The organism is Streptomyces sp. NPDC052064 (genome assembly GCF_055585925.1).
In genome coordinates this window covers 96,975-110,212 of the sequence record NZ_JBVJJE010000017.1, presented here as the reverse complement: position 1 = coordinate 110,212, position 13,238 = coordinate 96,975, and the positions used below count along the sequence as shown (strand labels likewise).

8 protein-coding genes are annotated in these 13,238 nt (G+C 72.7%); 1 reads left to right on the top strand and 7 read right to left on the bottom strand.

Translation table 11 applies throughout. The features are described from left to right. The first annotated feature begins 57 nt into the window (after positions 1-57). The gene (locus tag ACZ6TU_RS35695; RefSeq protein ID WP_467667820.1) at positions 58-471 is read left to right on the top strand and encodes an organic hydroperoxide resistance protein; all 414 of its coding nucleotides are present in this window, start codon (positions 58-60) and stop codon (positions 469-471) included. Between the two features lie 11 nt (positions 472-482). On the opposite strand, the gene ACZ6TU_RS35690 is transcribed toward ACZ6TU_RS35695, so the two are convergent. The 7 genes from ACZ6TU_RS35690 to ACZ6TU_RS35660 form a co-directional block, all read right to left on the bottom strand. Beyond that, on the bottom strand, positions 483-2,042 hold the full coding sequence (locus ACZ6TU_RS35690; RefSeq protein ID WP_469552988.1) for a hypothetical protein: 1,560 nt from the start codon (positions 2,040-2,042) through the stop codon (positions 483-485). Positions 2,043-2,185: 143 nt separating this feature from the next. Then, positions 2,186-4,021: an arabinofuranosyltransferase AftB family protein gene (locus tag ACZ6TU_RS35685; protein WP_469552986.1), complete on the bottom strand. Its 1,836-nt coding sequence runs from the start codon at positions 4,019-4,021 to the stop codon at positions 2,186-2,188. Further along, entirely contained in the window at positions 4,018-6,258 is a 2,241-nt protein-coding gene (locus ACZ6TU_RS35680) for a bifunctional glycosyltransferase/CDP-glycerol:glycerophosphate glycerophosphotransferase (protein WP_467667825.1), read from the bottom strand. Before ACZ6TU_RS35680 ends, ACZ6TU_RS35685 begins: the two co-directional genes overlap by 4 nt. An 8-nt stretch (positions 6,259-6,266) precedes the next feature. Next, positions 6,267-8,465 (bottom strand): bifunctional glycosyltransferase/CDP-glycerol:glycerophosphate glycerophosphotransferase, encoded by a 2,199-nt coding sequence (locus ACZ6TU_RS35675; RefSeq protein WP_469552984.1) that lies wholly within the window; start codon positions 8,463-8,465, stop codon positions 6,267-6,269. Positions 8,466-8,630: 165 nt separating this feature from the next. Further along, on the bottom strand, positions 8,631-10,892 hold the full coding sequence (locus ACZ6TU_RS35670; protein ID WP_467667829.1) for a bifunctional glycosyltransferase/CDP-glycerol:glycerophosphate glycerophosphotransferase: 2,262 nt from the start codon (positions 10,890-10,892) through the stop codon (positions 8,631-8,633). Positions 10,893-11,034: 142 nt separating this feature from the next. Next, complete coding sequence (locus ACZ6TU_RS35665; protein ID WP_469552982.1) at positions 11,035-11,895, bottom strand: carbohydrate ABC transporter permease; 861 nt, start codon at positions 11,893-11,895, stop codon at positions 11,035-11,037. Next, the gene (locus ACZ6TU_RS35660) at positions 11,892-13,238 is read right to left on the bottom strand and encodes a carbohydrate ABC transporter permease (protein WP_467667833.1); all 1,347 of its coding nucleotides are present in this window, start codon (positions 13,236-13,238) and stop codon (positions 11,892-11,894) included. The genes ACZ6TU_RS35665 and ACZ6TU_RS35660 overlap by 4 nt, the downstream gene beginning before the upstream one ends.

Sequence of the window (13,238 nt, the reverse complement as noted above, 5' to 3'; positions counted from 1 at the left end):
GTCAGGCGGCCCGGAAGCGGGCCGCCGAACGTTGACGTGTGAGAGGGAAGGATTTCCATGGACGCGCTCTACACCGCTGTCGCCACCGCCACCCACGGCCGCGAGGGCCGCGCCGTCAGCTCCGACGGCGTGCTGGACCTCGCGCTGGGCATGCCCCAGGCACTGGGCGGCAACGGCCAGGGCACCAACCCCGAGCAGCTCTTCGCCGCCGGGTACGCCGCCTGCTTCGGCAGCGCCCTCGGCCTCGTCGGCCGCCAGGCCAAGGTCGACGTCAGCGACGCCGCCGTGACCGCCGAGGTCTCCATAGGCAAGCAGGGCGAGGGCTTCGGGCTCGCCGTCACCCTCCGCGTGGAGCTCCCCGACAGCGTGGACGAGGCGACCGGCCGCAAGCTGGTCGAGCAGGCCCACCAGGTCTGCCCGTACTCCAACGCCACCCGCGGCAACATCGAGGTCGAGCTCGTCATCGAGTAGGCACCGGCACGTCACCTCCCGACCCGCGCCAGCACCTCCCCCGTCCGTCTGCTCCACGCCACCACCACGGCCTCCTCGGGCACCGGGTGCCAGCGCGTCAGCAGCAGCCAGCGCACGTGATAGCGGCGGACGACGGCGGCACGCTCGGCGCGGGTCGAGCCGGGGGCCAGATAGGCGCGGACGTCGGCCGCCCGGCGTTTGCGTTCCCGTTCGTCCAGGGCGGGGTCGGGCCAGACGGGCGCGGCGAGGTTCGGCCCGTACCCGGCGATGGAGCGCCTGGCCAGGTATCCGTCGGTGATCACCACCTCGCCCGGCCCGATGTGCCGAGCCGCCCAGTCGTACGACGGCCAGCGCGTCGGCTGCGTGAACCCCACCGGGTCGACCGAGCGCGGCACGACCGCCCCGGCGTGCACGGTGACGAACCCGACGCACACCCCGACCGCCGCCGCCCCGCCCAGCACCCTCCGGGAGCGCCGCCACGGCCGGGGCGCCGCCAGCTCCACCGCCAGCGCGAACTGCAGCGGCACCAGCACGGCCCACAGGGCCCTGGCGTACGTGTAGTGCCCGCTCACCCAGCCGTACGCCACCATCAGGCTCTCCAGCAGGAACATCAGCACCAGCGGGTCACGCGCCGACCTGCGCGCCCGCACCCACAGCGCGGGCAGGCCGAGCAGCGCCAGCCAGGAGTTGGCGAGCATCCCCTCGTACAGCCGCCGGTGCATCGCGTCCATGCCGGTGTCGCCCACCAGCGTCAGGACGTCGTAGTACGGCCACGTCAGAGCCACCGTCGCGCAGGCCGCCCCGGCGAGCGTCCAGCGCGCCACGACCGGTCGGCGCCACCCGCGCTGCCGCGACGCCACGATCGCCACCGCCCCCAGGAGTGCCGAGGCCGCCGTGACGGGGTGGGTGAGCAGGATCAGCCCGTACAGGGCGCCGATCCCGGCGTACCCCCACCAGCCGCCGAGCCCGCTCGGGCCGACGAACCGCACGGCCGGGACGTCCTCACGCGCGCGCACGCAGGTCCAGGCCCACGCCCAGAACGTCAGCCCGATCGCGACCGCGGACGGATAGCCCAGGTTCGTCGTCATCGGCATCAGCCCGAGGTAGCCGCTCCACAGGATCCGCGCGGTACCCCACAGCAGCGTCATGAACAGCAGGGCCAGGACCGGCGCCCACGGGCGCGGGGTGAGCGCCCGGACGAAGCGGCCGATCCCCGTCAGCAGCACCAGCAGATGCACCGGCCCGGCGAGCTTCACGACCGCCCAGCCGGACAGCCCCGTCAGCCGCGCCAGGACGCCCTGGGTGACGGCGTACGGCCCGTAGTACGGGCTGCCCTCGCCCGGCAGATCGGCCATGGTGTGGGCCGGGTGCAGCAGGTCGGCCTTGAGACGCTCGACGACCGCCGCGTGCTGTCCGGCGTCGCAGCACAGCGGGATCCGCCAGAACGCCAGCGTCATCACCAGCCAGAACAGGGCGCCGAAGAACTGATACGGGGTCAGCCGCCCCACGCGGCCGCCGCGCAGTGCCGTCGCGCCGAGCACGGTCCGCCGGATGAGGACTCCGGCGCTCACAGGACAGTGGGAAAGGGGAGGGACTGGGGCATGCGCCGAATGTTCCCGCCCGTACCCGAGCCCTGACCCCGGGTCACTTCATCGGGTGAGGCGACTGCACCCACCTGCCGACGACAGGGGGCTCCTGATGAATCTCCGCGGCGTCACGGAGACCGAGACCCGTCAAAAGCCCCCTGGTCGCACAATTCCCGCTCCGCCGCCGCCGGCCAGCGCGCGAACCGGAACCCGGTCCGCTCGAAGGCACCCGTGAGGTTCCGCCAGAACCGCTCGGCGGTGAGCGGCGCGCGCACCGACTCCTTCAGCTCGGCCAGCGCGCCGCAGCCCAGCGCGGCCCGGGCCGCCTCGACCGCCTCCCGCGAGGCCCCGGCCCGCACCAGGTCCCGCTGCGGCGGGTGCTCCACCGCCCACTCCGCGAAGACCCAGTGGTTGCGCAGGAACTTCTCGTGCCCGGGCCAGCTCCACCGCTCCAGCGCGAGATGCGCGCCGATGGGACTGGCCAGTCCCCAGGCGTCGTTGACATAGGCGTCGAGCGGCGCCGCGGCTCCCGTGACACCGAGATGACGTCCCACGATCACCACCTGGTACGGGGAGTCCTCCCGCATCGGCGTGGCGTGCAGCCGGCGCCCGGCGTCGAAGTACAGCAGCGTCGGCCGGGGCGCTCGCGCGGCCTGAGCCAGCATGCCGCGCCCCTCCGGCAGGGACGGCCAGTTGTCCACCCAGGTGGCGGTGCGCACCGGGTTGTGGTCGCCGAGGCCCTCCACGTCGGAGCTGCGCACGTTGAAGGAGCCGGACGTGCTGCGCACGTCGAACGGTGCCCGCAGCGGACTGACCGCCGCGCACAGCCACACCACCAGCAGCGCGCTCGCGACCCCCGTGGTCCTGGTCGCGGGCACGACCAGGACCGGCAGGAGCAGCAGCAGGAGGGCGGGCAGGATCATGCGGGCGTGCATGTAGTCGCCGCCGACACGGACGACGTACCCGGCGAGCAGCAGGCCCGCCGCGAACGGCGCCAGCAGCACCGCGAGCGAGGCCCGCCCCGGGGCGCGGTCCCGCCGCTCCCGGCGGACGCGCCGCACGAGGAGGACGGCCATCCCGGCCAGCACGGGCACGACGGGCCACAGCCAGTAGGGCCCGAGCGTCTCCTGCACATAGCCGGCACCCCGGCCCCAGTCGCTGGCGCTCGCCTCCTTGGCGACGGCGGGCAGCGGCACCAGGATCCCGTAGTACCCCGCGCGGAACACCTCGTACGCCAGCGGCAGCGCCACCGCCGAGGCCAGCATCGCCGCGGTACCCCGCCGGGACGGGCGCAGCACCCACCACTGCGCCGCCAGGAAGCACACCGTGGCCACCGCGAGATCGGGCCGGACCAGCGGACCCAGCCCGAACACGAAGGCGGCGGCGTACGTGACCCGGGCCTGCTGACCGCGCCGGGTGCCCGTCAGCAGCCACCACGACAGGCCGGTCCAGAAGGCGCCCAGGCCGCTCTCCAGGCCCGAGGTCATGTACGACCAGAAGGGCGGCACGGCCAGCAGCGCGAACACGCCCGCCGGGAGCAGCAGAGCCGCGCCCCGGTGCAGCCGGCACGTGGCGTACAGGGCCAGCCCGAAACCGGCCGTGCTCAGCAGCAGCCCCAGCCCGACCGCGAGGAACGCCGGGTCCTCGCCGGTGACCCAGGTGCCGAGCGCGAGCAGCCACTGCCACAGGGTGCCGGTCGAACTCTCCGCCCGTTCCCCCACGTTGAACACGGGCCCGTTGCCCGCCAGGATCTGCCGGACCGGACGCAGGTAGATCAGCCCGTCGTCGCAGATCCAGCGCCGCCGGTAGCCCAGCACGAACAGGGCCGCGGTCGGCACGGCGACCAGTGCCGCGTGCCACCAGTGCACCGCCCGCAGCCGCTCGACGGCGGCCGGGGACCGCGCCGAGGAGGCCCGCTGGCCGGGCAGGGAGGGAACGGCCTCGGGGGTGGCGGGAGGTCTCATCGCTCCACCAGCGCCTCGGACCGGGCACGCGGCCCCGGGATCCGGCGGGCCACGGGCAGCAGCGCACCGCCCCGCTCGCCCAGCATCAGCAGGCGTACGACCCGCTCGGCGGCCTGCCCGTCCTCGAACTCGCAGTACCGCTCCCGGAAGCCCGCCCGCAGTCGCGCCGACTCCGTGTCCTGCCAGGTGCCGGACGCGAACAGCCAGGCCAGCTCCCGGTACGAGCGCGACACATGCCCCGGCGCGTCGGCCGTGATGTCGAAGTAGGCGCCCCGGCTCGCCGTGAAGGCACCCCAGTCGTCGGCGTGCACCACGACCGGCCGGTCGAGGAGGACGTAGTCGAACATCAGGGCGGAGTAGTCGGTGACCAGCACGTCGGAGGCGAGCAGCACGTCCTCGACGTGCGGCTCGTCGGTCGCGTCCACCACCACCCCCCGCCGGTGCAGGTCGGCAAGGCCCAGGCCGCGCGCCACGCCCCCGGCCAGCGACGGGTGCAGGCGCACGACGAGCGTGTGGCCGGGGCCGAGGTCCGCGGCGAACCGGGCCAGGTCGAACCGGTCCACGTGGCCGCCCCGCCGGTAGTCGCGGCGGGTCGGCGCGTACAGCACGACCGTGTGGTCGGCGGGGATGCCCAGCCGCTCGCGGACGGCCGGGCCCCGCTCCGGGCCGGCGCCGACCAGCACGTCGTTGCGCGGGCTGCCGGTCCGCAGCGAGGTGAAGTGGCACGGGTACGCCCGCGCCCAGGCCCGCTCCGCGTGCCGCCCGGCGACCAGGCTGTAGTCCCAGCGGTCGGCGCGGCGCAGCATCTGCGGCACATCGAAACCAAGCCGGGCGCCCGGCTTGGTCAGCAGGTCGGCGCCCAGGTACTTGAGCGGGGTGCCCTGGTGGGTGTGGATGTGGACGCTGCCGGGCCGCTTGGCCAGGGTGCCGGGCCAGTTGACGTTGTTCACCCAGTACGTGGCCCGGGCCATGACCTCGTGGTAGCGCCGCGAGCCCGGCGTCACATGGTCGATGCCGGGCGGCAGCGCGTCCACCGCGTCCTCCCGGACCACCCATACGCCCCGGATGTGCGGGGCGATCTCCAGGGCCTTGGCGTGGATCGCGGCCGGGTCGCCCGACACCCCGCGGTGGTGGGTCGCCGAGTAGACGGCCAGATGCGGATCGAGGGGACGCTTCGACTGGGCCGCGTACCAGCCGCGCAGGGCGGTCGCCGACGCCTTCCGAGCCACCCGCCGCTGCCCGCCCAGGGCAGCCGCGCGCAGGTCCCGCAGACCCCGCACCGCCGCGTACGACGCGTAGGGAGCCGACGCCAGCAGTCGCATCTCTACCCCGCGCCAGCCGTCCGGCTCCGGGAAGCCGCCCTCGGGGAGGTGGCGCCGGTGGAAGGAGCGGATCTCACGGTAGAAGTCGCCCCGGTCCGCGGGCCGCACCCGGTCCTCCCGGGCCAACACGAACAGCATGTGGTCCAGGGCCCGCTCCAGCAGCGGCGGCCGCGCCCAGTCGAGGTCGGGACGCTGCTCCAGGAACGCGAACAGGCCCTCGTACTGCGGGAAGATCTCGAAGTGCCGGCGCCCCGGCGTCTTGGTGATCGCGCCCTGCCGGCGCTGCCGGTACTCCACCCCGATCCGGTCCAGGCAGGCGATGCGGTCCGCCAGCACCATCGACCGGTAGGTGACCGGCGCGTCCTCGTACAGCCCCGGCGCGTACTGAAGGCCGTGCTCTTGGAAGAAGGACCGGCGGTACGCCTTGTTCCAGGCGACCAGGAACAGGTTCAGGTACTGCGGGCTCTCCCGGATGCCGAAGGTGTCCGTGCCCGCCGCGGCCAGCAGGTCCGCCGCCTCGCTGCGCCCGCCGCGGCCCCACCAGTAGGTGCGCACGTGGTCGAAGACCAGGATGTCCGGCTCGCCGGTCGCTTCGAGGCGGGCGGCGACGGCCGCCAGCAGGCCCGGGGTGTACTGGTCGTCGCTGTCGAGGAACAGGACGTAGTCGCCGGTTGCATGCTCCAGGCCGGCGTTGCGGGCCCGGCCCAGGCCGACGTTCTCGGGCAGGTGCAGCACCCGCACCCGGGCGTCGCGGGCCGCGTACTCCTCGAGGATCGCACCGCTGCCGTCCGGCGAGCGGTCGTCCACGGCGATCACCTCCACGTCGCCGTACGACTGGCCCAGCACCGAGTCGAGACACTCGCGCAGGAAGCCCTGCACCTTGTAGACGGGGACGATGATGCTGAAGCGGGGCACTTCTTCGGTCAGCTCCTTACGAGGGTGGCGGCGGGGGCCGGAACGCGCTCCGCGAGCGGGATCACGGGCGGGATCGACTCGGGCGGCTCCCCCAGCAGCACCCGGCGCACGACGCGCTCGGCGGCCCGCCCGTCGTCGAACTGGCAGAAGCGCTCCCGGAACGCGGCACGCAGGGCCGTGGCGGACTCGTCCGCCCAGCCGCCGTCGCGGAAGACGGCCGCAAGTTCCTCGGGCGTACGGGCGACCCGGCCGGGCGGGACCCGCATCAGGTCGAAGTAGACGCCCCGGATCTCCCGGTAGACCTCCCAGTCGTCGGCGTACACGACGATCGGCCGGTCCAGATTGGCGTAGTCGAACATGATCGAGGAGTAGTCCGTGATCAGCGCGTCGGCGGCCAGGCACACGTCCTCCGACGAGCGGTGCCCGGTGACGTCGATGATCCGGCCACCGCCCCGGCTCGCCCCTTGGTCGTAGAAGTAGTGGGCGCGCAGCAGCACCACGTAGTCGTCGCCGATCGCCTCGCAGAACTCCGCCAGGTCCAGACCCGACGCGAAGCCGGTGGCGTAGTCGCGGTGCGTGGGTGCGTAGAGCAGGGCCTTCTTGCCCTCCGGGACGCCCAGTTCCTCGCGGGCACGGGCGACGTCCTCGGCGGACGCCGTGTAGTAGACGTCGTTGCGCGGATAGCCGTACTCGAGGGTCTCGTGGGCGCCGGGGAACGCCTTCTCCCACATCTCGGTGGAGTGGCGGTTGGAGGTGAGGTTGTAGTCCCAGCGGTCGACCCGGGCCAGCAGTCTGGCGAAGCTCCCGGTCGCCGCTGCCACCACGGGGTACGTCGCCTGGTCGGCGCCCATCTTCTTCAGCGGTGTGCCGTGCTGGGTCTGGAGGTGCACGCTGCCGGGGCGCTTGATGACGGCGTCCGCGAAGTTGGCGTTGTTGACGAGGTACTTGGCGCGGGCCAGCACCTCCCAGTACCTGCGGCTGCCGATCACCGCGTACTCCACGTCCTTCGGCACGCTGTCCACCGCGTCCGGCTCCACCAGGAACACCGACCGCAGGTGCGGGGCGAGTTCGCGGGCCTTGGCGTGGATCGCGGCCGGGTTGCAAGCGTAACCGCGGCCCCAGTACGCGCAGTACACGGCGAGGTTCTCGTCGAGGGGGAGGCGCAGACCCGCCGCGTACCGCAGACGGGTGCGCAGCCCCCGGGGGTGCGGGAGCAGTGCGGCGGCTCGCGCGGCCCTCCGGGTGGCTGCGCGCAGGGTGCGGAACGCCGCGTACGCCCCGGACGCCAGCAGCCGGTGCTGGACGCCGAGGCTGCCACCGGGCGGCTGGTAGCCCGCGGGGCGGTGCTGCCGGTAGAGCGCGCTCGCCCGGCGGAAGAAGGCGCGCCGCCCGGCCGACAGCCGTCGGGGATGGGCGGCCGTCTTCAGTACGGCGGCGAAGAGCTGCTCGAACAGCGGCCCCAGCCGTTCCGCCGGCAGCCCCTGCTCCACGGCCCGGGTCAGGACCAGCTCGGTCTGTTCGAGAAGCTCGGCGTGGTGCTCTCCCGGCAGGTTGAGACGGTTGCCCGGCCGGCGCAGCAGATGCCGGACGACGACCGCGCGCAAGGCCGCCACCCGCTCCGCCCGCAGGGCGACCAGCCCGCCGAACCCGGTGTCGGTGAAGTGGTCCCCGGGGAAGGTGATGCTCTGCTCGGTGAGGAAGGCCCGGCGGTAGGCCGCGCTCCACGCCGGCAGCGCCACGCCCGTCAGCCGCGGGGCCCGGTCGGGGCAGAAGGCCCCCTCCGGCGTCCCGGCCAGCAGGGGCGCGGCCGGGTTGGTCGGCTCGCCCTCCCACCAGGGGGTGCGCTCGTGCTCGAAGTACAGGACGTCGACGTCGCCCACCGCGCCCAGCCGGGCGTCCAGCGCCGCCAGCGCTCCCGGGGCCAGGACGTCGTCCCCGTCGAGGAACAGCACATGGCCGCCGACCGCCGACCGCAGCCCGGTGTTGCGCGCCCCGGCCAGACCGGCCGACGGCGGCGAGTGCACCGGCGTCACCCTGGAGTCCCGCTCGGCGTACCAGGCGACGACGTCCGCCGCGGGTGAGTCGGGCGCGTCGCACACCGGGATCAGCTCGAAGTCGCCGAACGACTGGCCGAGGATCGAGTCCAGCGCCTGGGACAGCCGGCCCGCGACCCCATGGGACGGGACGACGATGCTGAAGCGGGGCATTCTGCTCTTTCTGTCGAGGGTCGAGCGCCTGCGGAAGCGGGGGCCGCGTCAGGCGACGTGACTACGGCGTCCCGGCCTCCCGGACGGGCGCCAGGAAGGCGGCCGGCTCGGGGTCGGCCGCGACGGGCTGGAGGGCATACGAACTCCCACGCGTGAGAACCGGGTTCAGAGGCTGTCGGTGACGACGGCCGGGCCGGCCGGCCGCGGCACCGTGGCGAGCGGCACGCGCGCCAGCGAGGCCGCCGCCGACGGCACCGGCCGGCGCTCGTCGAGCGGCACGACCGGCGGCAGGTCCGACTCCCCGAGGACGACCCGGCGTACGACCCGCTCGGCGGCCCGGCCGTCGTCGTACGTGCAGAACCGCTCCCGGAACGCCGAGCGCAGCTGAGCCGACCGGGAGCCGCGCCAGTGGCCGGTGGCGAAGATGTCGATCAGCTCGTCCTCGCCGCGCGCCACCGCACCCGGCGGGAAGGAGCGCAGGTCGAAGTAGGCGCCGCGGGCCGCCTCGTACGCCTCCCAGTCGTCGGCGTGGATCACGATCGGCCGGTCCAGGTTGGCGTAGTCGAACATCAGCGAGGAGTAGTCCGTGAGCAGGGCGTCCGAGGCCAGGCACAGCGACGACACGCTCGGGTGGTCGCTGACGTCGACGACCCGGCCGCAGGTGCTGGTCAGCGGGGCGTCGTAGGCGTGGTGGGCGCGGGCCAGCACGATGAAGCGCGGGCCCAGGCGGCGCACGATCCGTTGGAGGTCGAGGGCGCGGCGCTGGGAGCGGCGGTAGTCGCGGTGAGTGGGCGCGTAGAGGATCGCCACCGTGCCCTCCGGGATGCCGAGCGACGCGCGCAGCCGGGCCACGTCCGCCGAGGTCGCCGTGCGGAACACGTCATTGCGGGGGTAGCCGTACTCCAGCGTGGTGTAGCGGCCGGGGTGGACCCGCTCGTGGGTGAGAGTGGTGTGGCGGTTGGCGGACAGCACGTAGTCCCACTGGTCCACGCCCTTGAGCAGCCGGGCGAAGTCCCTGCCCCGGGCCGCCGCCGGGCGCTCCTGGAGGTCGAGGCCGATGTGCCCCAGCGGGGTGCCCTGCCCGGTCTGGATCAGGGTCTGGCCCCGGCGCTTGACCAGTCGGTGGTCGAATTCGGTGTTGCTGACCAGGTAGGCGGAGCGGGCGAGTGCCGTCCAGTAGGCGGCCGTACCGGGGACGAGGCGGCGCGGGCCCGGCGGGATGGTGTGGTGGTACTCGGGACGGGCGATCCACGCGGTGCGGATGTGCGGCGCGAGATCGCGGAACGCGGACTCCAGTGCGCCCGGGTTGCAGCTGTGGCCGCGGCCGTCGTAGGCGGCGAAGACGGCCCGGTCGGCGCGCAGCGGGAGACAGCGCTGGACGTGGTAGTGGAGCCTGAGCGCGGCGGACCGCAGGCCGCACAGCAGCCTCCCGGTGGTCCGCGCGACGCCGCGGTGCAGGGCCGACGCCAGCTGGAGCGTGCGGTAGGTACGGTGCAGGCCGAAGCGGATCAGGGTGTGGTGCACCCGGGCACGCAGGGGGACAGGGGCGCCCCGGGTGCGGTAGCGGCGGTAGTGGGCGCGGGCCCGGCGCATGAAGTCCGCGCGCGAGCCGGAGGGCAGCCGGTCCCGCCGGGAGTACACGATCGCCAGGTGATGGATCATGCGGCGGAACAACACCGGCCGCCACCGGACCAGTTCGGGGCGCTCCTCCAGAAACGCGAACACCCGGTCGTACTGCTCGAAGACGTCGAAGTGCCGCTCGCTGGTGGTGCGCAGGATGCCCCCCTGCCGCCGCTGCCGGTAGTGCACGCAGACACGGTCGAGGGTCGCGATCGACTCCGCGGTCATCAGCACCGGGTACGTCCACGGCGTGTCCTCGTAGTACCCGGGCGGGAAGACGAACCCCTTCTCCTCGACGAACTCCCGCCGGTAGGCCTTGTTCCAGGCGACCATCAGCAGCCTCAGCAGGCCCGGCCGGTCCTCCAGGCGGAACGGGGCCGAGCCCTGCTCGGTGAGCTGGAGGGCCGCCTGGTTGCGGACCACCTCACCCGTCCAGTACGTGCGCGCGTAGTCGAAGACCAGGACGTCCGGCTCGTCGGTCTCCTTCAGCCGGTCGGCGATGGACCGCAGCGCGTCGGGCGTGAGGGTGTCGTCGCTGTCGAGAAACAGCAGGTAGTCGCCGCACGCGTGCGCCACGCCTGCGTTTCTCGCGCGGCCCAGGCCGACGTTCTCGGGCAGATGGACGGGGCGGACGCGCGCGTCGCGGGCGGCGAACTCGTCGATGATCGCGCCGCACGCGTCCGGCGAGCAGTCGTCGACGACGATCAGTTCCAGATCGGGACAGGACTGGGAGAGCACCGATTCGAGGCACTCGTACAGGTACGCCTGAACCTGGTACGCGGGGACAATGACACTGAACCTGGGCAAGAGGCCATCCATCGGTCGGCGCGGGCGTTCGGCCCGGGAACGGCCGGTGGGGTGAGTTGGTTACGGCGGCTACGGCATCCGGGGGAACGCGGAAAGGGCGGACCGCGACCGGTCCGCCCCTCCAACTGGCTTGCGCTGAACGCTACTTGACGGCTCCCGCCATCACGCCGGACACGAACTGCCGCTGGAATGCGAAGAAGACGGCCAGCGGGACCACCATCGAGATGAACGCGCCGGGTGCCAGCACGTCGATGTTGTTGCCGAACTGCCGTACCTGAGTCTGGAGTGCGACCGTGATCGGCTGGCTTCCGGAATCCGAGAAGATCAGCGCGACCAGCATGTCGTTCCACACCCACAGGAACTGGAAGATGCCGAGCGAGGCGATCGCCGGGCCGCCGAGCGGCATCACGACACGGAAGAACAGGCGCAGTTCACCCGCCCCGTCCAGGCGCGCCGCCTCCAGCAGCTCTCTCGGGATCTCCGCGAAGAAGTTCCGCAGCAGGAACACGGCGAAGGGCAGGCCGAAGCCGACGTGAAACAGCACCACGCCGATCACCGAGCCGAAGATGCCGATGCTGCCGAAGAGTTCGGCGATCGGGATCAGCGCGACCTGCACGGGCACGACCAACAGGCCGACCACGCCCAGGAACCACCAGTCGCGGCCGGGGAACTCCATCCAGGCGAAGGCGTAGCCCGCCAGTGATCCGATGATCACGACCAGCAGGGTCGCCGGCACGGTGATCCACACCGTGTTGAGCAGGGAGCTGGTGATGTCTTCGTTCTCCAGCAGCTTGGAGTAGCTGTCGAAGGTGATCTGCGACGGCTCGGTGAACACCTTCCACCAGCCGCTCGCCGCGATGTCCTCCGGCGAGCGGAGACTCGCGAGCAGCAGACCGATCGTCGGCACCAGCCAGAACAGGCCGACGACGATGAGGAACACCCGCACCAGCCCACCGCTGACCCCCTCGGCCAGCCGGGACCCCAGCGACTGCTTCGTCTTCATCGCCGCACCTCCCGCCTCAGCCGACGCACGTTGAACCACATCACCGGGATCACGAGCAGCAGCAGGAACACCGAGATGGCGCTGGCGATGCCCGGCTGGTCCTCGGAGAAGCCCTTGCGGTACAGCTCCAGGGCGAGGACGTTCGCGTCGTCCTGGGCGGAGCCGGGGGCGATGATGAAGACCAGGTCGAAGATCTTCAGCACGTTGATCATCAGGGTGACGGCGACGACCGCGAGAACCGGCGCCAGCAGCGGCACCGTGACCCGTCTGAACACCTGCCACTCGGTCGCGCCGTCGACCCGGGCGGCCTCCAGCAGTTCCCGCGGCACGCCCGCGAGCCCTGCCGCGATCAGCACCATCGCGAAGCCCGCCCACATCCAGATGTACGCGCCGATGATGGACGGGGTGACCAGGGACGGGCCGAGCCAGTCCAGGCCGTTGTACGGCTCCTTGAAGTTGCTGTCCGGAAGCCGGAGTTGGGCCCCGTCGGCCGAGGCGGGCAGCGTGAAGGTGCCGTCGTCGGCTGCCGTGGCCGACGCCACGACCCTGCCGTCCTTCACGGCCTCGACCTTCATGCCGGCATAGCCCAGTTCGGACGCGTCGACCCGGTTGAGTGTCCCCACGCCCTTGCCCCGCGTGAAGTCCTGCCAGGTCGTACCGGTGATCTTGTCCGGCTCGGGCTTCGCCGCCACGGCGTTCTTCGCGTCGTCCGGCATCAGGTCCGGCGCGACACCCACCAGGGGCAACGAGACGGTCTCGCCCGTGCGGACGGGCGACTTGGTGATGAACGCACCCCCGCCCGCCGGCTCCAGCGGCGACTCCCGGCCCGGGTGGGCCTTCGGGAACGCCGACGACTGGGCGAACGTGTCGTGCACGCCCACCCACACCGCGTTCGCGACGCCCTTGTCCGGGTCCTGGTCGTACACCAGGCGGAAGATGATGCCCGCCGCCAGCATCGAGATCGCCATCGGCATGAAGACGACCAGCTTGAAGGCCGTGCCCCAGCGCACCCGTTCGGTCAGCACCGCGAAGATCAGGCCGAGCGCCGTCGCGACCGTCGGCGCGAACACCACCCAGATGATGTTGTTCTTCAGCGCGGTGCGGATGCCCTCGTCGGTGAAGAGGGCCTGGTAGTTGTCGATCCCGGCGAAGCCGTCGCCGGACTGGTCGTAGAAGCTGCGGACCACCGAGTACCCGATCGGGTACACCACGAGCGCGCCGAGCAGGACGAGCGCGGGCAGCAGGAACAGCGCCGCGACGGTCCTGCGGGTGCCGGTCACACTCTTGCGCGACTTGGGAGCGGCAGGGGGCGGAGTGCCCCCTGCCGCCGTGGCCGACGTCAT

Coding starts and splice junctions, on each gene's coding strand:
- ACZ6TU_RS35695 (WP_467667820.1), top strand. CDS start 58: ATGGACGCGCTCTACACCGCTGTCGCCACCGCCACCCACGGCCGCGAG.
- ACZ6TU_RS35685 (WP_469552986.1), bottom strand. CDS start 4,021: ATGAGACCTCCCGCCACCCCCGAGGCCGTTCCCTCCCTGCCCGGCCAG.
- ACZ6TU_RS35675 (WP_469552984.1), bottom strand. CDS start 8,465: ATGCCCCGCTTCAGCATCGTCGTCCCGTCCCATGGGGTCGCGGGCCGG.
- ACZ6TU_RS35665 (WP_469552982.1), bottom strand. CDS start 11,895: ATGAAGACGAAGCAGTCGCTGGGGTCCCGGCTGGCCGAGGGGGTCAGC.
- ACZ6TU_RS35660 (WP_467667833.1), bottom strand. CDS start 13,238: ATGACGTCGGCCACGGCGGCAGGGGGCACTCCGCCCCCTGCCGCTCCC.